This is a genomic window from Streptomyces sp. NPDC028308 (genome assembly GCF_055565855.1).
Genome location: NZ_JBVHTO010000007.1, coordinates 195,089 through 217,458, shown reverse-complemented (window position 1 = coordinate 217,458; position 22,370 = coordinate 195,089). Strand labels below are relative to the sequence as shown.

Annotated in this window: 17 protein-coding genes; 12 read left to right on the top strand and 5 right to left on the bottom strand. The window is 70.5% G+C overall.

Annotated elements, in window-relative coordinates; all coding sequences use genetic code 11:
* Positions 1-310 precede the first annotated feature (310 nt).
* Positions 311-967 (bottom strand): MBL fold metallo-hydrolase, encoded by a 657-nt coding sequence (locus ACZ4VA_RS17770; protein ID WP_355780730.1) that lies wholly within the window; start codon positions 965-967, stop codon positions 311-313.
* A gap of 9 nt (positions 968-976) precedes the next feature.
* A complete protein-coding gene (locus ACZ4VA_RS17765; RefSeq protein ID WP_389390668.1) occupies positions 977-1,666 on the bottom strand; it encodes a maleylpyruvate isomerase family mycothiol-dependent enzyme in 690 nt (229 codons plus the stop codon).
* A 222-nt stretch (positions 1,667-1,888) separates the two neighbouring features.
* Here ACZ4VA_RS17765 and uvrA point away from each other — a divergent pair, with 222 nt between their 5' ends.
* Positions 1,889-4,951 (top strand): excinuclease ABC subunit UvrA, encoded by a 3,063-nt coding sequence (uvrA, locus tag ACZ4VA_RS17760; protein WP_356239045.1) that lies wholly within the window; start codon positions 1,889-1,891, stop codon positions 4,949-4,951.
* Between the two features lie 149 nt (positions 4,952-5,100).
* On the opposite strand, the gene ACZ4VA_RS17755 is transcribed toward uvrA, so the two are convergent.
* The gene (locus tag ACZ4VA_RS17755) at positions 5,101-6,015 is read right to left on the bottom strand and encodes a carbohydrate kinase family protein (RefSeq protein ID WP_356239047.1); all 915 of its coding nucleotides are present in this window, start codon (positions 6,013-6,015) and stop codon (positions 5,101-5,103) included.
* On the bottom strand, positions 6,012-7,343 hold the full coding sequence (locus tag ACZ4VA_RS17750) for a LacI family DNA-binding transcriptional regulator (protein ID WP_468081955.1): 1,332 nt from the start codon (positions 7,341-7,343) through the stop codon (positions 6,012-6,014). The genes ACZ4VA_RS17755 and ACZ4VA_RS17750 overlap by 4 nt, the downstream gene beginning before the upstream one ends.
* 560 nt (positions 7,344-7,903) lie before the next feature.
* On the opposite strand from ACZ4VA_RS17750, the gene ACZ4VA_RS17745 reads away from it, so the two are divergent.
* Positions 7,904-8,332 (top strand): Rieske (2Fe-2S) protein, encoded by a 429-nt coding sequence (locus tag ACZ4VA_RS17745; RefSeq protein ID WP_356169278.1) that lies wholly within the window; start codon positions 7,904-7,906, stop codon positions 8,330-8,332.
* A gap of 54 nt (positions 8,333-8,386) precedes the next feature.
* Here the strand turns inward: ACZ4VA_RS17745 and ACZ4VA_RS17740 are convergent, their stop codons facing one another.
* Complete coding sequence (locus ACZ4VA_RS17740; RefSeq protein WP_356169281.1) at positions 8,387-9,334, bottom strand: hypothetical protein; 948 nt, start codon at positions 9,332-9,334, stop codon at positions 8,387-8,389.
* A gap of 231 nt (positions 9,335-9,565) precedes the next feature.
* On the opposite strand from ACZ4VA_RS17740, the gene ACZ4VA_RS17735 reads away from it, so the two are divergent.
* The 10 genes from ACZ4VA_RS17735 (at position 9,566) to secG (ending at position 22,204) form a co-directional block, all read left to right on the top strand.
* The gene (locus ACZ4VA_RS17735; protein WP_468081953.1) at positions 9,566-10,096 is read left to right on the top strand and encodes a hypothetical protein; all 531 of its coding nucleotides are present in this window, start codon (positions 9,566-9,568) and stop codon (positions 10,094-10,096) included.
* A 196-nt stretch (positions 10,097-10,292) separates the two neighbouring features.
* A complete protein-coding gene (gene uvrC, locus ACZ4VA_RS17730; RefSeq protein ID WP_356169284.1) occupies positions 10,293-12,329 on the top strand; it encodes an excinuclease ABC subunit UvrC in 2,037 nt (678 codons plus the stop codon).
* Entirely contained in the window at positions 12,326-13,366 is a 1,041-nt protein-coding gene (gene rapZ / locus ACZ4VA_RS17725; protein ID WP_355784741.1) for an RNase adapter RapZ, read from the top strand. The genes uvrC and rapZ overlap by 4 nt, the downstream gene beginning before the upstream one ends.
* The gene (locus ACZ4VA_RS17720; RefSeq protein ID WP_356239057.1) at positions 13,363-14,406 is read left to right on the top strand and encodes a gluconeogenesis factor YvcK family protein; all 1,044 of its coding nucleotides are present in this window, start codon (positions 13,363-13,365) and stop codon (positions 14,404-14,406) included. The genes rapZ and ACZ4VA_RS17720 overlap by 4 nt, the downstream gene beginning before the upstream one ends.
* Complete coding sequence (gene whiA / locus ACZ4VA_RS17715) at positions 14,397-15,386, top strand: DNA-binding protein WhiA (RefSeq protein ID WP_121403682.1); 990 nt, start codon at positions 14,397-14,399, stop codon at positions 15,384-15,386. The genes ACZ4VA_RS17720 and whiA overlap by 10 nt, the downstream gene beginning before the upstream one ends.
* Before the next feature lie 171 nt (positions 15,387-15,557).
* The gene (locus ACZ4VA_RS17710) at positions 15,558-18,512 is read left to right on the top strand and encodes a M14 family metallopeptidase (protein ID WP_468081950.1); all 2,955 of its coding nucleotides are present in this window, start codon (positions 15,558-15,560) and stop codon (positions 18,510-18,512) included.
* A 226-nt stretch (positions 18,513-18,738) separates the two neighbouring features.
* Positions 18,739-19,749 (top strand): type I glyceraldehyde-3-phosphate dehydrogenase, encoded by a 1,011-nt coding sequence (gene gap, locus ACZ4VA_RS17705; RefSeq protein WP_356169294.1) that lies wholly within the window; start codon positions 18,739-18,741, stop codon positions 19,747-19,749.
* A gap of 127 nt (positions 19,750-19,876) precedes the next feature.
* Positions 19,877-21,088, top strand: coding sequence for a phosphoglycerate kinase (locus tag ACZ4VA_RS17700; RefSeq protein ID WP_355789077.1), 1,212 nt, complete (start codon positions 19,877-19,879; stop codon positions 21,086-21,088).
* Between the two features lie 5 nt (positions 21,089-21,093).
* Positions 21,094-21,870 (top strand): triose-phosphate isomerase, encoded by a 777-nt coding sequence (gene tpiA, locus ACZ4VA_RS17695; protein WP_355789074.1) that lies wholly within the window; start codon positions 21,094-21,096, stop codon positions 21,868-21,870.
* 103 nt (positions 21,871-21,973) lie between these two features.
* Positions 21,974-22,204 carry a preprotein translocase subunit SecG gene (gene secG, locus ACZ4VA_RS17690; protein ID WP_355789072.1) on the top strand — a complete coding sequence of 77 codons (231 nt, stop codon included), beginning with the start codon at positions 21,974-21,976 and terminating at the stop codon, positions 22,202-22,204.
* Positions 22,205-22,370 lie beyond the last annotated feature (166 nt).

Here is a 22,370-nt window from a genome sequence, read left to right as displayed (position 1 = left end):
CGCAGAAGCCGTCATCCTGTGCGGGCAGTCTCCAGTGGACTGCACCACTGCGCGCGCCGGGAGCGCGTGAGTACCACCGGCTCGTGCGTTTGCTTCACACGGGGCGCGCGGGAACTTATGAGGTCGACTGGCGCCCGGATCACCCGACACCCGATGTCACCCGACGCCTGATGTCACCCGATGCCCGAGGTCATCGGACGCGCGAGGACACCTGACGCCTGAGGCCACCAGCCGGCGCGCGCGAGGGACCGGACGAGCTCTCTTTCCCGGCTGCCGAGGTCGCGGAGGCGACTGGCCGCCCCGGGACGGCTCACCAGCCCCGGGCGCGCCACTCCGGCAGGTGGGGACGCTCGGCACCCAGCGTCGTGTCGTTGCCGTGTCCCGGGTAGACCCAGGTCTCGTCCGACAGCGGGGCGAAGATCTTCGTCTCCACGTCGTGGATCAGGCTGGCGAAGGCCTTCGGGTCCTTACGTGTGTTGCCCACACCCCCGGGGAAGAGACAGTCCCCGGTGAACACATGTGCGTGCCCGTGCGGATCGTCGTAGACGAGGGCGATCGAACCGGGCGTGTGACCCACCAGGTGGCGTGCGGTGAGTTCCACGCGCCCCACCCGGATGGTGTCGCCGTCGTCCACGAGGACGCCGGTCGGCACGGGGATGCCCTCGGCGTCGTCCCGGCCCGCGTAGGTGCGCGCGCCGGTGGCCGCCACGACCTCCGCGAGCGCCTGCCAGTGGTCGCCGTGCTGGTGGGTGGTGACGACGGACGCGATGCCGTCGTCACCGATCAGCGTGAGCAGCGTCGAAGCGTCGTTCGCCGCGTCGATCAGCAGCTGCTCGCCGGTGGCCCGGCAGCGCAGCAGATAGGCGTTGTTGTCCATGGGGCCGACCGCGACCTTGGAGATCATCAGGTCCGACAGCTCGTGCACCTCGGCGGGCCCGCCGACCTTCACCGCTCCGCTGTACGTCATGAAGGCAGCCTATAGCGGGGGGAGGGCCGGGAGCGGGCCACCGTCGACCGTCAGCCCGGAGCCGTCGCGGCGCCCCGAAAGCCAGCCGAGGAGAGCGGGCGCGGGACCCGTCACCGTGACCTCCGGGGTGCCCTCCCGGCCGCGTCCCGTGCTCCACGCGCGCGTGGAGTCCGTGAGACGCGTGGCGGGCACGTCGGGACGCCCGGCGAAGCGGTCGGCGAGGAACTCGATCTCCCGCTCCGTGAACTCCTCCGGAAGATCTTCGAGCTCGTACCCGACGCCGAGGTCAACGTGGTGCAGCTCGACCTCGGCCCACCGGCGGAACGGCACCCGGGACGCCGAGTCCGTGACGCCGTTGCGCAGCTCCACCGTGCGGGACCAGTCCGCGGGCGCCGCGCCGGTCTCCTGGAAGCGGGCCGCGCTGTCCCGCACGTCCGTGAGCTGCTCGGCGAGGGGACGCGGCGCGTCACGCTCGATGTCCGCGTCCCGCGCTTCCGCGGAGACGTACATGGGGCGTCCGCCGAGGACGTTCACGAGCGCGTCGGCGTTGCGGGCGAGATGGGCGAGGACATGGCCGCGGCTCCAGCCGGGCAGCCGTGACGACTCGGTCACTGCGGCGTTGTCCAGTCGGGCGGCTGCGCTGAGCAGCCGTTCGGTCGCGTCACGTACAGACGCCAGGTCGCGCACATGATCGTTCATGGCCCCGACGATAGCTGCGCCACACGTTCGGGTGAAGGTGCCGGACCATCGCCGCTAATCGAATGCACGTGCTATATGGTCGTCGGTGGCGTCGGGCATGCTGGAGAGCCCGGGATTGTTACCAACCATGGGAACCGACCCGGCGTTGTCAGTGGCTCCCCCTAGTCTGAAAAAGACGGGGCCTCGCCCCTGTCACTTCTCTCAAGAAAGGTGCGGACCGGCGTGGCCGACCGTCTCATCGTCCGTGGAGCGCGCGAGCACAATCTGAAGAATGTCTCGCTCGACCTCCCGCGCGACTCGCTCATCGTCTTCACGGGCCTGTCGGGATCGGGCAAGTCCTCCCTCGCCTTCGACACGATCTTCGCCGAGGGCCAGCGGCGGTACGTCGAGTCGCTCTCGTCGTACGCCCGGCAGTTCCTCGGCCAGATGGACAAGCCGGACGTCGACTTCATCGAGGGTCTCTCCCCGGCTGTCTCCATCGACCAGAAGTCGACCTCGCGCAACCCGCGCTCGACGGTCGGCACCATCACCGAGGTCTACGACTACCTGCGTCTGCTCTTCGCGCGCATCGGCAAGCCGCACTGTCCCGAGTGCGGCCGCCCGATCTCCCGCCAGTCGCCGCAGGCCATCGTCGACAAGGTCCTGGAGCTGCCGGAGGGCAGCCGCTTCCAGGTGCTCTCGCCGCTGGTGCGCGAGCGCAAGGGCGAGTTCGTCGACCTCTTCGCCGATCTCCAGACCAAGGGGTACAGCCGTGCCCGGGTGGACGGCGAGACGATCCAGCTCACCGAGCCGCCCACGCTCAAGAAGCAGGAGAAGCACACCATCGAGGTGGTCGTCGACCGCCTCACGGTGAAGGACGGCGCCAAGCGCCGCCTCACGGACTCCGTGGAGACCGCCCTCGGGCTCTCCGGCGGCATGGTCGTCCTCGACTTCGTCGACCTCCCCGCCGACGACCCCGAGCGCGAGCGCATGTACTCGGAGCACCTGTACTGCCCGTACGACGACCTGTCCTTCGAGGAGCTGGAGCCCCGCTCCTTCTCCTTCAACTCGCCCTTCGGCGCCTGCCCCGAGTGCACCGGTATCGGTACGCGCATGGAGGTCGACCCCGAGCTGATCGTCCCGGACGAGGACAAGTCCCTCGACGAGGGCGCCATCCACCCCTGGTCGCACGGGCACACCAAGGACTACTTCGGCCGTCTCGTCGGAGCCCTCGCGGACGCCCTCGGATTCCGGACCGACATCCCCTTCGCCGGTCTCCCGCAGCGCGCCAGGAAGGCCCTGCTGTACGGGCACAAGACCCAGATCGAGGTCCGCTACCGCAACAGGTACGGGCGCGAGCGGGTCTACACCACGCCCTTCGAGGGCGCCGTGCCGTTCGTCAAGCGGCGGCACAGCGAGGCCGAGAGCGACGCGAGCCGCGAGCGCTTCGAGGGCTACATGCGCGAGGTGCCCTGCCCCACCTGTCAGGGCACGCGCCTCAAGCCGATCGTCCTCGCCGTCACGGTCATGGAGAAGTCCATCGCGGAGGTGTCCGCGATGTCCATCAGCGACTGCGCGGACTTCCTCGGCAAGCTCAAGCTGAACGCCCGCGACAAGAAGATCGCCGAGCGCGTCCTGAAGGAGGTCAACGAACGGCTGCGCTTCCTGGTCGACGTCGGCCTGGACTACCTCTCGCTGAACCGCGCGGCCGGCACCCTCTCCGGCGGCGAGGCCCAGCGCATCCGCCTGGCGACGCAGATCGGCTCCGGTCTCGTGGGCGTCCTGTACGTCCTGGACGAGCCGTCCATCGGCCTGCACCAGCGGGACAACCACCGCCTGATCGAGACCCTGGTCCGCCTGCGCGACATGGGCAACACGCTGATCGTCGTCGAGCACGACGAGGACACCATCAAGGTCGCGGACTGGGTCGTGGACATCGGCCCCGGCGCGGGCGAGCACGGCGGCAAGGTCGTGCACAGCGGTTCCCTCAAGGAACTCCTCGCCAACGACGACTCGGTCACCGGGCAGTACCTGTCGGGCAAGCGGGAGATCCAGCTCCCGGACATCCGGCGCCCCACCGACCCGAGCCGCAGCCTCACGGTGCACGGCGCCCGGGAGAACAACCTCCAGGACATCGACGTGTCCTTCCCGCTCGGCGTGCTCACCGCCGTCACGGGCGTCTCGGGCTCCGGAAAGTCGACCCTGGTCAACGACATCCTCTACACGCACCTCGCCCGCGAGCTGAACGGCGCACGGAACGTGCCCGGCCGGCACACGCGCGTGGAGGGCGACGACCTCGTCGACAAGGTCGTGCACGTCGACCAGTCGCCCATCGGCCGGACGCCCCGGTCCAACCCGGCGACGTACACCGGAGTCTTCGACCACGTCCGCAGGCTGTTCGCCGAGACGACCGAGGCGAAGGTCCGGGGCTACCTCCCCGGCCGCTTCTCCTTCAACGTCAAGGGCGGCCGCTGCGAGAACTGCTCCGGTGACGGCACGATCAAGATCGAGATGAACTTCCTGCCGGACGTGTACGTCCCCTGCGAGGTCTGCCACGGGGCGCGCTACAACCGGGAGACCCTGGACGTCCACTACAAGGGCAAGTCCATCGCCGAGGTCCTCGACATGCCGATCGAGGAGGCCCTGGACTTCTTCGAGGCCGTCCCCGCGATCTCCCGCCACCTCAGGACGCTCCACGACGTCGGTCTCGGCTACGTGCGCCTCGGCCAGTCCGCGCCGACGCTGTCCGGCGGCGAGGCCCAGCGCGTCAAGCTCGCGAGCGAGCTGCAGAAGCGGTCCACGGGACGCACGGTGTACGTGCTCGACGAGCCGACCACCGGTCTGCACTTCGAGGACATCAGCAAGCTGATCAAGGTCCTCTCGGGTCTGGTCGACAAGGGCAACACGGTCATCGTCATCGAGCACAACCTCGACGTCGTCAAGACCGCCGACTGGGTCATCGACATGGGCCCCGAGGGCGGCAGCGGCGGTGGCCTGGTCATCGCCGAGGGCACGCCCGAGCAGGTCGCCGGGGTCTCGACCAGCCACACCGGCAAGTTCCTGCGCGAGATCCTCGGCGCCGAGCGGATCAGCGACGGCAGCTCGGTCAAGGCACCGCGCAAGGCCGCCAGGAAGACGGTGGCGGCGGGGGCGACGGCACGGAAGACGGCCACCAAGGCCGTCGGCACGGCCGCGAAGAAGACGGCTGCCGCGGCGAAGAAGACCGCGGCGGAGAAGGCGCCCGCCAAGAAGACGGCCACGAAGGCGGCCCCCGCAAAGAAGACCACGCGGGCCCGCAAGGCCTGACGGGCCGGGCGCGCGACGCCCTCGCCCGACACCGGCAGAAACGCGGCGCCCCACGGGAACCTCCCGTGGGGCGCCGCGCGTTTCCGCGGTCGGGCGCGGTGATCATCCGGGCACGTCGGCGGGCCTGCTCGCCTTCGTCAGCGCGCGGCCTACAGGTCGCCGCCCAGTTCGGAGGCGTACGGCGGTTCCGCGCCCTCGCGTGAGCAGGTGATCGCCGCCGCGCGGGCGGCGAAGGTCAGCAGCTCCGTCCAGCCGTCGGGGCCCAGGCCGGCCAGAGCCGCCGGTGACAGGGCGTCGCGGACGGCGAGGCCGTGCAACAGCGCCGCGTTCACCGTGTCACCGGCGCCGATCGTGTCCACGACGGTGACCGGCTCACCGGGCACGGAGTGCACCGAGCCGTCGCGGGTGAACACGGTCAGACCGTCCCCGCCTCGCGTGACCACGACAGCGGTGGGGCCCGAGGCCAGCCACTCGGCCGGGGTGCCGCCGAGCCACTCGGCGTCCTCAGCGGACAGCTTGAGCAGCGAGACCGACGGCAGCCAGCTCTTGAACCGGGCGCGGTAGGCGTCCGCGTCGGGGATCAGCACCGCCCGGATGTTCGGATCGAGGGCGGTGAACACACCGTCCGCGGCGGCGGTCCTCATCAGCGTCTCGTACGCGCTCGCCCCCGGTTCGAGGACGAGCGAGCAGGTGCCGAAGGACACCGCGGTCGTGCCGTCTGGAAGGCGCTCGGGCTCCGCGAACAGGCGGTCGGCCGTGCCCTCGACGTAGAAGGAGTACGCGGCCGAACCGTCCGCGCCGACCGAGGCGAGGGCCAGCGTGGTCGGCTCGGCACCCCGCTGCACCGACGACACGTCGACGTCCGCCTCGCGCAGACCGTCCAGCAGCGCGTCACCGTAGACGTCGGTCGAGACGCGGGAGCAGAAGGCGGTGGGGGAGCCGAGGCGGCCCAGGGCCACCGCGGTGTTGTAGGGACCTCCACCGCGTCGGGGCACCAGGCTCACGAGCGCGCCCGCGCCCTGCGGGACCAGGTCGATCAGAGCCTCACCGGCGACGACGATCACGACAGGGGTCCTTTCACACGGCCGCCTATGCGGTCCGACTGGGTTGAGGGGTCGGACTGGTCCGTCTGACCTGCGCGCTTCGCCCTACCCGAGCGCTTCGACTGATCTGAGCGCTCCGACCGATCAGGGGAGTTCGACCGGTCCGGGGAGTTCGAGCGCTCCGAGCGGTCCGACCGGCCTGAAGGGTCGGAGCCGGCGGACGGCGATCGAGGCGTACGTCTCCCCGTGTCCTCCGGGCATCCGCACGAGCCGCGGTGGACGAACGTGCACGGCAGCCGCACGGTCCGTCCCGGACGCTCCGGCGAGGCCAGCCGCTCCAGCAGCAGCCGGACGGCCTGGGCCCCGATCTCCTTGCTGGGCTGGGAGACCGCGGTCAGCCTGGGCGCGAAGAGGTCGGCCCAGGCGAAGTCGTCGAAGCAGCACAGCGCCAGGTCGTCCGGTACCGACAGTCCGAGGTCCTGAAGGGCACGCAACGCCCCGATGGTCATCGCGTTGTTGGCGGTGACCAGCGCCGTGGGAGGCGCCGCGAGAGAGAGCAGGGCTCCGGTGGCCTGTTCGGCGGCCCGGGTCTGCGATTCGCCGTGCACCACGAGCCGTTCGTCGTACGGCAGGCCGGCGCCGGCGAGCCCTTGGCGGTAGCCGAAGATCCGCTCGGTCGTGGTGCTGAGTCCTGGCAGGCCCGCGATCAGTCCGATCCGCTTGTGGCCGAGTCCGGTGAGATGCCCGACCAACTGCGTCATGGGCTCGGCATTCGCGGCACTGATCTGGTCGAAGCGGTACCGGGGAGCCGCGAGCCCGTCGTCTTCGGCAACGTTGGCGTTGGCGCTCCCGGCGCGTGGTCCCTTCGCGGAGGTTCCGCTGTCGACCGCCGAGGCCCCGCTGTCGACCAGCCGGTCGAGGAACACCGTCGGCACGTTGTGACGTCCCAGGTAGCCCAGCAGCCCGGACGGGTCCGCGGAAGGGGCGACGATCAGGCCGTCGACCCGTCGCTCGTGCAGGAGCCGCACGACCTTCTGCTCGTGCTCGGGATCGTCGTGCGGGTCGGCGATGAGCAGGCTGTAACCGTGCTCCAGCGCGCCGGCCTCCACCCCCTGCAGGATCTCCGTGAAGTACGGGTTGCTGATCGCCGACACCGCCAGCCCGATCGAACGGGTGCGCGCGGTGACCAGCGAACGGGCCAGCGTGTTAGGCGTGTACCCGAGCGCCTCGATGGCGTCCAGCACCGCCTGACGAGTCTCGGGGCGTACCGGCCGCGAGTCGTTCAGGACGTGCGAGACGGTCGCGATCGACACCCCCGCGTGTCGTGCGACGTCCACCATCGTCGCCATGGCGTTCCCCTTCCGGGAGGGGCTCTCAGGCCCGTCCTGGCGGGAACCTACCGCAAGGCGAGGCGGACGTAAACGCTTACGTAAGCGTTTACGTCCGCGGTTCAGGTGCGGCGCGCGATGCGACGGCGATGCGCGCTTGGTGAGAGACGTAAGCGCTTACGCAAGCGCTTACGTCTCTGCCTACGCCTGCGTCCTGAGTCCCTGGTGGGGCGCCGCAGATGTGGCCTGACGCTGAGGTAAACGCTCGCGTAAGCGTTTACGTCCCCGGGCGCGCGGCTCGCCGTCCCAGGGCGTTCCCCGGCCCGACCGAACCCGGGGCTCAGCATCGCAGTGCGCCTCCGGCCAATGAGGTAAACGCTTACGCAAGCGTTTACGTAAGCGTTTACGCACCCCATCCACTCCGCCGCATCCACCCCACCCCCTCCGTCCCATCCACCCCACCCGTCCCGCCACATCCACCGGCCCCCACCGCACCCCCCACCCCGCCCGTCCCGGACTGATCCACGCCGGTATCGTCGGTTCGTCAGACCCCTCACACGCCTCCGACCAGGGGAGACCTCATGCCCGGCCGTCCGTCCGCGAGCCGCCGTACCGTTCTGCGAGGGGCCGCCGTGGTGCCGGTCGCCGGACTCGGAGTGGCCGCCTGTTCGTCGGGGCCCGATGGCGGTGCGGTCCCGCCGACGCCCACCGCGCCCGTGGAGCTGGGTGCGGAGAGTGAGGTCCCCAAGGGGGGCGCCAAGCTGTACCGGGATCACAACGTGGTTGTCAGTCATGCCGAGGACGGCTCGCTGAAGGCGTACAGCACGATCTGTACGCACGCCGGGTGTCCCATCAACAAGCTGGCGGGGACGACCCTCACCTGTCCCTGTCACGGGAGTGAGTTCGACGCGCGGACCGGCAAGGTGCTGCACGCGCCCGCCACCGAGCCGCTCCACGAACTGTCCGTCGAGGCGAGGGACGGCAAGATCGTCGCGGGCCCGCCGGCCTGACGCCGCTACTCCCAGGCCGCCGCTCCCCGGCTGGCCGTTTCTCCCAGACTGCCGTTACTCCCAGTCCCAGGCGATCCCCACGATGCCGGACCGCACGCGCTGTTCCACGAGGTGCACCGAGCGGTGCTGTCCGCTGAGCGTCAGCTCCTGGCGGCCACCGCGAGGTGCCGCCGCCGAGTGCTGGGTGAACCGGTGGCAGCGCACCGGCAGCGCCCGTTCGTCGAAGCGCACCTGGAGCGCGTACTGCCCGCCGGCGAAGCTGAACCCCCGCAGGTACTCGCTGGACGCGCCCGCCGTGCCGTCGTCGAAGCCGTAGCGGAACAGGAACGTGTCGCCGGCGCGAAGCCGGGTGTCGAAGAGGAACTCGGCCACGAGCACGCCGGTGTCGTGGTGCCAGCGCACGCGGCCCGTCCGGCAGTTCTCCAGGGCGCGCACGGCCATCCGGTTGGGCGCGCACCCCGGGTCGCCGTGGTGGATGGCGACATAGCGGTCGACGCCGTCCTTGTGGGCGCGGACGATGTGCTGCGACTCGCGGCCCCGCAGTTCGCGGTGGGCGCCGATGTGCACCCGCTCGTGGTGGCCGATGGTGTGCAGGCCGCCGTCGAGTGGGGACTCCAGTTCGTCGAGCAGGCGTTCAAGTACTCCGGACGCTTCCACCAGGGCGCGGTAGGAACGGCTCGCCGGGCGGTCCGAGCCCGGGAGTTCCTCGCTCTTGGCGAGTAGCCGGATCAGCGACTCGTCCGGCAGTTGGAGGATCTCCTCCAGGGCGCGCACGGCACGCAGTGACTCCGGGCGCTGTGGACGCCGGGCCCCCTGCTGCCAGTAACTGAGGCTTGTCACGCCCACCTTGACGCCGTAACGCGACAGGTGGTGCTGCACGCGTTGCAGCGGCAGTCCGCGGGCGGCTATCGCGGCGCGCAGTGCGATGTGGAAGGGGCCGCCCCGCAGGGCCGTCTCCAGTTCGGCCGGGACGAGGTCCACGTGCTCTGTGCCGTGCCGCATACGCGGGCCTTTCTGTGAATGTTCACAAACGGCTGGTCAGACCGTCAGCGCGGGTTCCGGGGACCGCCTGGTGGGCGTGCGGGGATTGTTCACATCCGTACGGCGTCGTTCACGGCCCCAAGTTCCACCGCATTGAAGCGTGTTGACCAAGTCCCGACAACACCTGATGCTCAACCGCAGTGTCCGGACGCGTTCCGCTCCGCCCCTCGAACCCCACTCGGGAGGAACGCGATGCGCCGCAGCAGGCTCATCGTCGCCCCGGTCGCCCGCGCGGTCGCCCCGGTGATCGTCCTGGCGGCCCTCTGCGCCGTGCCGACCGCCCCCACGCGCGCTTCGGCGGCCGCCGAGCCGACGGCCCCTGTGCGTGCCTCCACGGTGGTCGCCGCGCCGGCTACCCCAGTACGTGCCTCCGCAACAGCCGTCGTGCCGGCCACCCCTTCCCGTACTCCCGCAGCCCGTACTCCCGCCGCAACCCCCGCGCCGGGGGCCGCTCCCGCCCGCCTTCCGACGGTCCACGTGGCCCCGACCGCCATCGCCATCTCCTCGGTCTCCGCCCGCCGGGCCGACCGCGTCACGGCCCCGCACGGCGTGGGTGTGACGCGTACGGCGAGAGGAGCGGCCAAGCCGGGTAAAACTCACAAACGGAACCAGACGGATGACGTCGGTCCGGCCGTCGCGGTCGTCTCGGCGCTGGCCGGAGCGGGTGCCCTCGTGGCACTCGCCCTGAGCGTGACGTGGGCCCTGCGGCGGCGCCGCCGCTGATCGTGTCCCGTGTGGTGCCAGGCCTCGGGGGGAGTCTCGTCGGGCCGGTCGGGGCATGCAGTGCCGCCGTCCCGGGGTGGGCGAGTCGTCCCAGGCGGGCCGGTGCGGCCCGGCGTGGCCGACCCGGCCAGGTGGTTGTCCACAGGCGGGGCGGGACCCCGTCACGCTGTCACCCCTCGCCAGTAGGGTGTGAGACATGGCCGACCCCTCCAGCTACCGCCCCAAGCCGGGAGAGATCCCGGACACCCCCGGGGTCTACAAATTCCGCGACGAGCACCGCCGGGTGATCTACGTCGGAAAGGCGAAGAGCCTGCGCCAGCGCCTGAACAGTTACTTCCAGGACCTGGCGAACCTCCACCCGCGCACCCGCACGATGGTCACGACGGCCGCGTCCGTGGAGTGGACCGTGGTGTCCACGGAGGTCGAGGCGCTGCAGCTGGAGTACTCCTGGATCAAGGAGTTCGACCCCCGGTTCAACGTCAAGTACCGCGACGACAAGAGCTACCCGTACCTCGCGGTGACCATGAACGAGGAGTTCCCCCGCGTCCAGGTGATGCGCGGCCAGAAGCGCAAGGGCGTGCGCTACTTCGGGCCGTACGGGCACGCGTGGGCCATCCGCGACACGGTCGACCTGCTGCTGCGCGTCTTCCCCGTGCGCACGTGCTCCGCCGGTGTCTTCAAGAACGCGGCCCGCACCGGCCGCCCCTGCCTCCTCGGCTACATCGGCAAGTGCTCCGCCCCGTGCGTCGGCCGGGTCAGCCCCGAGGAGCACCGTGAACTCGCCGAGGAGTTCTGCGACTTCATGGCCGGCCGTACGGGGACGTACATCCGCCGGCTGGAGCAGCAGATGGTGGACGCGGCCGAGGAGATGGAGTACGAGCGGGCGGCGCGCCTGCGCGACGACATCGGGGCCCTGAAGAAGGCCATGGAGAAGAACGCGGTCGTGCTCGCCGACGCGACCGACGCCGACCTGATGGCCGTCGCCGAGGACGAGCTGGAGGCGGCCGTGCAGATCTTCCACGTCCGCGGCGGCCGGGTGCGCGGCCAGCGCGGCTGGGTCACCGACAAGGTGGAGGCGGTCACCACGGGTGACCTCGTCGAGCACGCGCTCCAGCAGTTGTACGGCGAGGAGAGCGGCGACTCGGTGCCCAAGGAGGTTCTCGTCCCGGCGCTGCCCGACCTCGTGGAGTCGGTCCAGGAGTGGCTCACCGCGCGCCGCGGGTCGAACGTGTCGCTGCGCATCCCCCAGCGCGGAGACAAGAAGGCCCTCATGGAGACCGTGCAGCGCAACGCGCAGCAGTCCCTCGTGCTGCACAAGACCAAGCGGGCCTCCGACCTGACCACGCGCTCGCGTGCCCTGGAGGAGATCGCCGAAGCCCTGGACCTGGCCAGCGCGCCCCTGCGGATCGAGTGCTACGACATCTCGCACCTCCAGGGCGACGACGTGGTGGCCTCCATGGTCGTCTTCGAGGACGGGCTCGCGCGCAAGAGCGAATACCGGCGCTTCCAGATCAAGGGCTTCGAGGGGCAGGACGACGTCCGCTCCATGCACGAGGTGATCAGCCGCCGCTTCAAGCGCTACCTCGCCGAGAAGGAGAAGACGGGGGAGTGGGCCGACGGCACGGCCGAGCTCACCGAGGAGGACGGCCGCCCCAAGCGGTTCGCCTACCCGCCCCAGCTCATCGTCGTCGACGGCGGCCGGCCCCAGGTCGCGGCCGCCGCGCGGGCCCTGGACGAGCTCGGCATCGACGACATCGCCGTGTGCGGCCTCGCCAAGCGTCTGGAGGAGGTCTGGGTGCCCGGCGAGGACGACCCCGTGGTCCTGCCGCGCACCAGCGAGGGGCTGTACCTCCTCCAGCGCGTCCGTGACGAGGCCCATCGCTTCGCGATCACCTACCAGCGTGCGAAGCGGGCCAAGCGCTTCCGGGCGAGCCCCCTGGACGACGTGCCGGGCCTGGGCGAGACCCGCAAGCAGGCGTTGATCAAGCATTTCGGTTCGGTGAAAAAGCTGCGATCCGCGACAATCGACCAGATCTGTGAAGTCCCCGGCATAGGCCGCAAGACGGCCGAGGCGATCGCCGTGGCCTTCGCCCAGGCGGCTCCGGCCGCGCCCGCCGTCAACACGGCGACTGGAGAGATCATGGAAGAAGAGGAACCCGGGACGACGGCGGGTCCCTCGGGGGAGCCCGTGTCCGCGGGCGCCTCGGACGAGCGACGGGGGCAGGAGACATGACCGAACGGCACGCTGAGGAAGAACGCCCGGCCCAGGGCCGGGAGACGCACAAGGAGACGAGCGAGGAGAACCCGGAGCGCACGCCGGGCCAGGACGCGGCGGGCGGGGAACAGGGCACCGGGGGAGACGGAGCACAGGTGGGTACGGGCATCGAGAAGGCCGGGGTCCCGGAGGCGGCCATCCCCGAGCTGGTGATCATCTCCGGCATGTCCGGAGCGGGGAGGTCGACGGCCGCCAAGTGCCTGGAGGACCTCGGCTGGTTCGTCGTCGACAACCTGCCGCCCGCGCTGATCCCCACCATGGTGGAGCTCGGCGCCCGCTCCCAGGGCAACGTCGCGAGGATCGCGGTCGTCGTCGACGTACGCGGCCGGCGCTTCTTCGACAATCTACGCGAGTCCCTCGCCGACCTGGAGGCACGGCACGTCACCCGACGCATCGTCTTCCTGGAGTCCTCGGACGAGGCGCTGGTGCGCCGCTTCGAGTCCGTGCGCCGCCCGCACCCCCTCCAGGGCGACGGACGCATCGTCGACGGCATCGCCGCCGAGCGGGAACTGCTGCGGGAGCTGCGCGGCGACGCCGACCTGGTGATCGACACCTCCAGCCTGAACGTGCACGAGCTGCGCGCCAAGATGGACGCCCAGTTCGCGGGCGAGGAGGAGCCCGAGCTGCGGGCGACCGTCATGTCCTTCGGCTTCAAGTACGGCCTGCCGGTCGACGCCGACCTGGTCGTGGACATGCGCTTCCTGCCCAACCCGCACTGGGTCCCGGAGCTGCGCCCCTTCACCGGCCTGAACGAGGAGGTCGCGGCCTACGTCCTCAACCAGCCCGGTGCCAAGGAGTTCCTCGACCGCTACACCGAGCTGCTCCAGCTCATCGCCGCCGGCTACCGGCGCGAGGGCAAGCGCTACGTGACCATCGCGGTCGGCTGCACCGGCGGCAAGCACCGCTCGGTCGCCACGTCCGAGAAGCTCGCCGCCCGACTGGCGTCCGAGGGAGTGGAGACGGTCGTCGTCCACCGGGACATGGGCCGCGAATGACCGGAAGTTCACTGCGGCTGGGCAGGCTGCGCCGGTCCGTCCCGGAGCGCCGCGGCGGCAAGACGCGCCGCCGCGGCGCCCAGCCCAAGGTCGTCGCCCTCGGCGGCGGCATGGGCCTGTCCGCCTCCCTGGCCGCCCTGCGCCGGATCACCGGCGACCTCACCGCCGTCGTCACCGTGGCCGACGACGGCGGCTCCAGCGGGCGCCTGCGCGACGAGCTGGGCGTCCTGCCGCCCGGCGACCTGCGCAAGGCGCTGGCCGCGCTGTGCGGTGACGACGACTGGGGCCAGACCTGGGCCCGCGTCATCCAGCACCGCTTCCAGTCCAAGGGCGACCTGCACGAGCACGCGGTCGGCAACCTGCTGATCGTCGCCCTGTGGGAGCAGCTCGGCGACCACGTCCAGGCCCTGGACCTGGTGGGCAGGCTGCTCGGCGCCCAGGGCCGCGTGCTGCCCATGTCGGCGGTGCCCCTGGAGCTCCAGGCCCTGGTCAGGGGCCACGACCCGGACCGGCCCGACGACGTCGACACCGTCCGCGGCCAGGCCACCGTCGCCCTCACGCCCGGCGAGGTGCAGTCCGTGCACGTCGTGCCGCACGGCCCGCCCGCCGTTCCGGAGGCCGTGGAAGCGGTCCTGGACGCGGACTGGGTCGTGCTCGGCCCGGGGTCCTGGTTCTCCTCCGTGATCCCGCACCTGCTGGTGCCCGACCTGCTCGACGCGCTGATCCAGACGAAGGCGCGCCGGGTGCTCTCCCTGAACCTCGTGCCGCAGCCCGGAGAAACCGATGGCTTCTCCCCGCAGCGTCATTTGGAGGTTTTGGGACGACACGCCCCTAAACTCGCCCTGGACGTGGTGCTGGCCGACGAGGCCGCCGTGCCCGACCGCGACTCACTGACCGACGCCGCCAAGCGGTTCGGCGCCGCGGTCGAGCTGGCGCCGGTGGCCCGGACCGACGGCACTCCGCGGCACGACCCGGAGCTGTTGGCCGCCGCGTACGACCGTATTTTTCGGATGCATGGAAGGATCGGCCCATGGCGATGACGGCAGCGGTGAAGGATGAGATCTCCCGGCTTCCCGTCACCCGGACGTGCTGCAGAAAGGCGGAGGTCTCCGCCATCCTGCGGTTCGCGGGCGGCCTTCACCTGGTGAGCGGCCGGATTGTGATCGAGGCGGAGCTGGACACCGCGATGGCGGCGCGCCGGCTGAAGCGGGACATCCTGGAGATCTTCGGCCACAGTTCCGAACTGATCGTGATGGCGCCCGGCGGGCTGCGCCGCGGCTCGCGCTACGTCGTGCGCGTCGTCGCGGGCGGCGACCAGCTGGCCCGCCAGACGGGACTCGTCGACGGCCGCGGCAGGCCGATCCGCGGACTGCCCCCGCAGGTGGTCTCGGGGGCCACCTGCGATGCCGAGGCCGCCTGGCGCGGGGCCTTCCTCGCGCACGGCTCCCTCACCGAGCCGGGGCGCTCCTCCTCCCTGGAGGTGACCTGCCCGGGCCCGGAGGCGGCGCTGGCACTGGTCGGCGCGGCCCGGCGGCTGTCCATCGCGGCGAAGGCCCGCGAGGTCCGCGGCGTGGACCGCGTGGTCGTCCGCGACGGCGACGCCATCGGTGCGCTCCTCACCCGTCTGGGCGCCCACGAGTCGGTGCTCGCCTGGGAGGAGCGGCGGATGCGCCGCGAGGTCCGCGCCACCGCCAACCGGCTCGCCAACTTCGACGACGCCAACCTGCGCCGCTCGGCCCGCGCCGCCGTAGCCGCCGGGGCCCGCGTGCAGCGCGCCCTGGAGATCCTCGGCGAGGAGGTCCCCGAGCACCTCGCCGCCGCCGGCCGGCTGCGCATGGAGCACAAGCAGGCCTCCCTTGAAGAGCTGGGCGCGCTCGCCGACCCGCCGCTGACCAAGGACGCCGTCGCGGGCCGTATCCGCCGGCTGCTCGCCATGGCCGACAAGCGCGCCCAGGACCTGGGCATCCCGAGCACGGAGTCCAACCTCACCGAGGAGATGGCCGACAACCTCGTCGGCTGACACCCGGGCCCCGGTCCGGGAAGCGAACAGAGCTCAACACGCCGGTGCCGACGCCCACTTGGGACGTCGGCACCGGCGTCTGCCCGTTGCCGAGGCACCCTTGACTTGATGATGAAGTGTCATGAGCCTGGCTCTGTTCGCCGCCGTGGCGGACCAGTGCAAGGGGGACTCATGAGACGAAGAGCGAGAGCGATCCTCGCTGCGAGCGCGCTCCTGCTGGGCGGTGCGGGCCTGGCCCCGGGCGCCCAGGCACAGGACGGCAGTTCACCCGAGCCGGACGCGAACGCCGTCAAGGTGTTCCGCGCCGAGGTCACGAAGAAGCAGGTACCCCTGCTGCTCGCGGCCGGACAGGACGCCCACGAACTCGGCGAACAGGCGCCGGACAAGGGCACCGCGTCGGTCGAGGTCTACCTCACCGACAAGCAGGCCGAGAAGCTGGAGAAGCAGGGCGTCGAGCTCACGGAGCACAAGCTGTCGGCGCGGGCCGAGGCGCGGGTGGCGGCTGCGGGCGACGGCGTGTTCCGCCCGTACAGCGGCAAGGGGAACCTCCGGGAGGAGATCCTCAGGACCAACCAGGACCACCCGGGTCTCACCAAGGTCGTCTCCATCGGCAAGACCGTCAAGGGCCAGGACATCCTCGCCCTCAAGCTGACCAAGGGCGCCCGGAAGAGCAAGGACGGCGCCAAGCCGTCCGTGCTGTACATGTCCAACCAGCACGCGCGCGAGTGGATCACGCCGGAGATGACCCGGCGCCTGATGCACTACTACCTGGACAACTACTCCACGGACAAGCGGGTCAAGAAGCTCGTCGACTCCACGGAACTGTGGTTCGTGCTGTCCGCCAACCCCGACGGCTACGACTTCACGTTCTCCCCCGAGGGCGACCGGCAGTGGCGCAAGAACCTCCGGGACGTGAACGGCGACGGCGCCATCACGACCGGGGACGGCGTCGACCTCAACCGCAACTTCGCCTACAAGTGGGGTTACGACGACGAGGGTTCGTCCCCCAGCCCGACCAGCCAGACCTACCGCGGCGCGAGCCCCGGCTCCGAGCCCGAGACCAAGGCCCTGGACGCCTTCGAGAAGCGCATCGGCTTCACGTACGGCATCAACTACCACTCCGCCGCCGAGCTGCTCCTGTACGGGGTCGGCTGGCAGGTGGCGACGCCCAGCCCGGACGACGTGCTCTACCGCTCGCTCGCCGGAACCCCCGAGAACTCGGCCGTCGAGGGCTACCACCCGCAGGTCTCCTCGGAGCTCTACACCACCAACGGTGAAGCGGACGGGCACGCGAGCAACGTCAACGGCACGGGGATGTTCACCCCCGAGATGTCGACCTGCCAGACCGCGTCGAACCTCTACCCGGACGACGCCTGGAACGCGGCCGACTGCGCCTCGGTCTTCACGTTCCCGGACGACGAGAAGCTGATCGAGCAGGAGTTCCGCAAGAACGTCCCGTTCGCGCTCTCCGTCGCCGAGACCGCCTCGCACCCCGACCGGCCCTCCTCCTCGGTCGGCATCGACGCCCCCGACTTCAGCCCCGCGGCCTTCTCGACGTCGTACGCGCGCGGCGCCGACCAGGAGGTCTCCGTCGTCGCCCGCAGGTCGGTCCGCGACAAGGAGCTCAAGTACCGCGTCAACGGCGGCCGCACGCACGACATGGCGCTCAGGCCGTGGAAGGGTGGCGAGACCTACGGCGGCGAGGACAACCTCTACTTCGACGAGTACCGCGCCAAGGTCCGGGACGGCGACACCGGCGACAAGGTCGAGGTCTGGTTCACCGGCCGGACCCGCAGCGGGAAGCGCACCTCCAGCAGCCACTTCACCTACACCGTGGCCGAGCGGCCGCGTGCCGACACCCTCGTCGTGGCCGAGGAGGGCGCGACGGCGACCCAGGCGCAGAAGTACACCGACGCGCTGAAGGCCAACGGCCGCAAGCCCCTCGTCTGGGACGTCGCCACCCAGGGCGCCCCCGACGCGCTCGCGGTCCTTGGGCACTTCGGCACGGTCGTCCACTACACGGGCGCCGACCGGCCCGGCAACGCCACCCAGCTCCAGCTGCGCGCCTTCCTCAACGAGGGCGGCAAGCTGATCGAGGCGGGCGAGCAGGCCGGCGGCAACGTCGACCTCGGCGGCGGCACCCTCTCGAACGACTTCAGCCAGTACTACCTGGGCGCCTACTCCCGCACGACGACCCCGGGCGCCACCGGCTTCAACGGCTCCGGCAAGCTCGCGGGCTTCACCGGCGCCCTCGGCGACGCGCCCGGCAACCCGCTGAACGCGGCCGGCGCGTACGGCGTCACCTCCGACACGCTGCCCGTCGCGCAGTACCCGCAGTTCGCCAGCGCGGGCGCCGGCCAGTTCGCCGGGACGGTCAACCCGTACGGGCCGTACGCGGGCTCGTACATGGCCGCCGCCGTCCACACCGACGACGCCTACAAGCGCCTCACCCGCACGATCGACCTCACCGGGGTGAGCGCGGCCGACAAGCCGACGCTGCGCACCCGTCTCCTGTGGGACACCGAGCCCGGCTACGACCACGCGGTGCTGGAGGCCCACACCACCGGGGCCGAGGACTGGACCACGCTCCCCGACGCGGGCGGCGCGACCGGTTCCGCCGTCCCGGCCGAGTGCGAGGCCGGGTTCCTGCTCAACGAGCACCCCTTCCTCAAGCACTACCTGACGCAGGGCGCCACGGCCTGCACGGGCACGGGCACCAGCGGCGCGTGGAACAGCTTCACGGGCGAGTCGGACGGCTGGCAGCAGGTCGAGTTCGACCTCAGCGCGTACGCCGGCAAGTCCGTGGAGGTCTCGCTGAGCTACATCACCGACCCGAGCAGCGGCGGCCACGGGCTCCTCGCGGACGACGCCTCGCTCGTCGTCGGAGGCACGGCCACCGCGACCGAGGGCTTCGAGACGTCGCTCGGCGTCTGGCGCGTCCCCGGTCCGCCGGCGGGCAGCCCGGCCGTCCTCAAGGACTGGACGCGCACCGGGGCGCTGTTCCAGACGTACGGAGGCGTCACCACGGACGACACCGTGCTGCTGGGCTTCGGCCTGGAGCACGTCACCGCGGCGGCCGACCGTACGGCGCTGCTCGGGAAGGCGCTCGCGGCCCTGAGGAGCTGATTCCCCCTCGTCAACACGGCGTGACGTCGCGTAGCCGTCACGAGTGACCGGATCTCCCGGGCCGGGCGGTCCGTACCCCTACTGGCGGGTACGGACCGCCCTGCCGTGTATGGGCCCTCTCGATGTCACTCAGGAGGCGTCAGGGAGGTAGGGTCGTAGGCGGTCGGGGACATCCCATACAACTCGCCGGCATCTGAGCCGGCGTACCAACGAGGAGATCGGTTTCGTGACGATCCGCGTAGGCATCAACGGCTTTGGCCGCATCGGTCGTAACTACTTCCGCGCGCTGCTGGAGCAGGGTGCTGACATCGAGATCGTGGCTGTCAACGACCTGGGTGACACCGCGACCACCGCTCACCTGCTCAAGTACGACACCATCCTGGGCCGCCTCAAGGCCGAGGTGTCGCACACCGCCGACACGATCACCGTCGACGGCCACACCATCAAGGTGCTCTCCGAGCGCAACCCCGCGGACATCCCGTGGGGCGACCTCGGCGTCGACATCGTCATCGAGTCGACCGGCATCTTCACCAAGAAGGCCGACGCCGAGAAGCACATCGCGGGCGGCGCCAAGAAGGTCCTCATCTCGGCTCCGGCCAAGGAAGAGGACATCACGATCGTGATGGGCGTCAACCAGGACAAGTACGACCCGGCGAACCACCACGTCATCTCCAACGCCTCCTGCACCACCAACTGTGTGGCGCCGATGGCCAAGGTCCTCGACGAGAACTTCGGCATCGTCAAGGGTCTGATGACGACGGTCCACGCGTACACGAACGACCAGCGCATCCTGGACTTCCCGCACTCGGACCTGCGCCGCGCCCGCGCCGCCGCCGAGAACATCATCCCGACCACGACGGGTGCCGCCAAGGCCACCGCCCTGGTCCTGCCCCAGCTCAAGGGCAAGCTCGACGGCATCGCGATGCGCGTCCCGGTCCCGACCGGTTCCGCCACCGACCTCGTCGTGACGCTGCAGCGCGAGGTCACCAAGGACGAGGTCAACGCCGCGTTCAAGAAGGCCTCCGAGGACGGCGACCTCAAGGGCTTCCTGACCTACACCGAGGACCCGATCGTGTCCTCGGACATCGTCGGCGACCCGTCGTCCTGCACCTTCGACTCCTCCCTGACCATGGTCCAGGAGGGCAACTCGGTGAAGATCCTCGGCTGGTACGACAACGAGTGGGGCTACTCCAACCGCCTCGTCGACCTCACGGTCTTCGTCGGCGGCCAGCTCTAGTACCCGGAGCAGGCACCTCGATGTGAGAGCAGGGCCCGGGCAGCGCTAGGCCGCGCTGCCCGGGCCCTCTCGCACGTGCTGATCGATCAGCCCTCACGGATCTCACGAGCCTCCCAGGAGTCCCTTCATGAAGACGATCGACGAACTTCTCGCCGAAGGCGTGGACGGCAAGCGGGTCTTCGTCCGCGCCGACCTCAACGTGCCGCTGGCCGACGGCCGTATCACCGACGACGGCCGCATCCGCGCCGTCCTGCCCACCGTCAAGGCCCTCGCGGAAGCGGGCGCCAAGGTGGTCGTCGCCTCCCACCTGGGCCGCCCCAAGGGCGCCCCGGACCCGGCCTTCTCCCTGCTCCAGCCCGCCGAGCGGCTCGGTGAACTCCTCGGCGCCTCCGTGGCGTTCGCCCAGGACACCGTCGGCCCCGCCGCCCACGACGCGGTGAACGGACTGCAGCCCGGCCAGGTTGCCGTCATCGAGAACCTGCGCTTCAACGCCGGCGAGACCTCCAAGGACGACACCGAGCGCGGCGAGTTCGCCGATCAGCTCGCCGCCCTCGCCGACGTCTACGTCGGTGACGGCTTCGGCGCCGTGCACCGCAAGCACGCCTCCGTGTACGACCTCCCGGCCCGCCTGCCGCACTACGCCGGCTACCTCATCGCCACCGAGGTCGGCGTCCTCAAGAAGCTCACCGAGGACGTCAAGCGCCCCTACGTGGTCGCGCTCGGCGGCTCCAAGGTCTCCGACAAGCTCGCCGTCATCGACCAGCTGCTCGGCAAGGCCGACAGGCTGCTCATCGGCGGCGGCATGGCGTTCACCTTCCTCAAGGCCAAGGGGTACGAGATCGGCGCCTCCCTCGTCCAGGAGGACCAGATCCCGGCCGTCGTCGAGTACGTCGAGCGCGCGGAGAAGAACGGCGTCGAGCTGGTCGTCCCCGTCGACGTCGTGGCCGCGACCGGGTTCCCGGACCTGAAGACGAAGGCCCCCTCCGACCCCACCACCGTCGCCGCGGACGCCATCCCGGCCGACCGGATGGGTCTCGACATCGGTCCTGAGACCCGCAAGCTGTACGCCTCGAAGCTCGCCGACGCGGCCACCGTCTTCTGGAACGGCCCGATGGGCGTCTTCGAGCACCCCGATTACGCCGAGGGCACCAAGACGGTCGCCCAGGCCCTTCTCGACTCCCCGGCCTTCACGGTCGTCGGCGGTGGCGACTCCGCCGCGGCCGTCCGCATCCTGGGCTTCGACGAGCAGGCATTCGGCCACATCTCGACCGGCGGCGGCGCCTCCCTCGAATACCTCGAGGGCAAGACGCTCCCCGGCCTCGCCGCACTGGAGGACTGACCTCAATGAGCACGCGCACGCCGCTGATGGCGGGCAACTGGAAGATGAACCTCAACCACCTCGAGGCCATCGCGCACGTCCAGAAGCTCGCCTTCGCCCTGGCCGACAAGGACTACGAGGCCGTCGAGGTCGCCGTCCTGCCGCCCTTCACCGACCTGCGCTCCGTGCAGACCCTGGTCGACGGCGACAAGCTGAGGATCAAGTACGGCGCCCAGGACCTCTCGGCGCATGACTCCGGCGCCTACACCGGCGAGATCTCCGGTGCGATGCTCTCGAAGCTCAAGTGCACGTACGTGGCCATCGGCCACTCCGAGCGTCGGCAGTACCACAACGAGACCGACGAGCTGTGCAACGCCAAGGTCAAGGCCGCGTACAAGCACGGCCTCACCCCGATCCTGTGCGTCGGTGAGGGACTGGACGTCCGCAAGGCGGGCAACCAGGTCTCCCACACGCTCGCGCAGGTCGACGGCGCCCTCAAGGACGTCCCGGCCGAGCAGGCCGAGTCCATCGTGATCGCGTACGAGCCGGTCTGGGCGATCGGCACCGGCGAGGTCGCCACCCCCGAGGACGCCCAGGAGGTCTGCGGCGCGATCCGCGGCCGTCTCGCCGAGCTGTACTCCCAGGAGCTGGCCGACAAGGTCCGCATCCAGTACGGCGGCTCGGTCAAGTCCGGCAACGTCGCGGCGATCATGGCCCAGCCCGATGTGGACGGCGCGCTGATCGGCGGGGCGGCGCTCGACGCCGACGAGTTCGTCAAGATCGTCCGCTTCCGCGACCAGTGAGTATGCGGTAGCGGCGTTACGTCGTACTCTTGCGGGGGTCCGGTGGCAACCCACCGGACCCCCGTTGTCATCCAGATCCGAGGAAGTTGGTCCAGCCGTGGTTATGGGGTTCTCGATCGCCCTGATCGTCTTCAGCCTGCTGATGATGCTGCTGGTGCTGATGCACAAGGGGAAGGGCGGCGGCCTCTCCGACATGTTCGGTGGCGGTATGCAGTCGTCCGTCGGCGGCTCCTCGGTCGCCGAGCGCAACCTCGACCGGATCACCGTGGTGATCGGTCTGCTCTGGTTCGCGTGCATCGTCGTGCTCGGCATCCTGATGAAGACCGGCAACTGATCTCCGGCTGACATCGGTACGGCGTCTCGACAGCGCAATACGCACGCACATTTTGCACGTAAGGCCCCATGTCCGGTACGCGCCTCCCGGCGCGGCCTATCATGGGGCTTGCGTCTAGGGGCGGGGATGTAACTCCAATCACTGGACGCGCGTTGGGCCTTACGTA

Excerpts from the sequence above, each read along its gene's own strand:
- ACZ4VA_RS17770 (WP_355780730.1), bottom strand. The coding sequence starts at position 967 with ATGACGTACAGCGGAGCGGTGAAGGTCGGCGGGCCCGCCGAGGTGCAC.
- ACZ4VA_RS17765 (WP_389390668.1), bottom strand. The coding sequence starts at position 1,666 with ATGAACGATCATGTGCGCGACCTGGCGTCTGTACGTGACGCGACCGAA.
- ACZ4VA_RS17750 (WP_468081955.1), bottom strand. The coding sequence starts at position 7,343 with ATGGCGACGATGGTGGACGTCGCACGACACGCGGGGGTGTCGATCGCG.
- ACZ4VA_RS17745 (WP_356169278.1), top strand. The coding sequence starts at position 7,904 with ATGCCCGGCCGTCCGTCCGCGAGCCGCCGTACCGTTCTGCGAGGGGCC.
- ACZ4VA_RS17740 (WP_356169281.1), bottom strand. The coding sequence starts at position 9,334 with ATGCGGCACGGCACAGAGCACGTGGACCTCGTCCCGGCCGAACTGGAG.
- ACZ4VA_RS17735 (WP_468081953.1), top strand. The coding sequence starts at position 9,566 with ATGCGCCGCAGCAGGCTCATCGTCGCCCCGGTCGCCCGCGCGGTCGCC.
- uvrC (WP_356169284.1), top strand. The coding sequence starts at position 10,293 with ATGGCCGACCCCTCCAGCTACCGCCCCAAGCCGGGAGAGATCCCGGAC.
- rapZ (WP_355784741.1), top strand. The coding sequence starts at position 12,326 with ATGACCGAACGGCACGCTGAGGAAGAACGCCCGGCCCAGGGCCGGGAG.
- ACZ4VA_RS17720 (WP_356239057.1), top strand. The coding sequence starts at position 13,363 with ATGACCGGAAGTTCACTGCGGCTGGGCAGGCTGCGCCGGTCCGTCCCG.
- whiA (WP_121403682.1), top strand. The coding sequence starts at position 14,397 with ATGGCGATGACGGCAGCGGTGAAGGATGAGATCTCCCGGCTTCCCGTC.
- ACZ4VA_RS17710 (WP_468081950.1), top strand. The coding sequence starts at position 15,558 with ATGAGACGAAGAGCGAGAGCGATCCTCGCTGCGAGCGCGCTCCTGCTG.
- ACZ4VA_RS17700 (WP_355789077.1), top strand. The coding sequence starts at position 19,877 with ATGAAGACGATCGACGAACTTCTCGCCGAAGGCGTGGACGGCAAGCGG.
- tpiA (WP_355789074.1), top strand. The coding sequence starts at position 21,094 with ATGAGCACGCGCACGCCGCTGATGGCGGGCAACTGGAAGATGAACCTC.
- secG (WP_355789072.1), top strand. The coding sequence starts at position 21,974 with ATGGGGTTCTCGATCGCCCTGATCGTCTTCAGCCTGCTGATGATGCTG.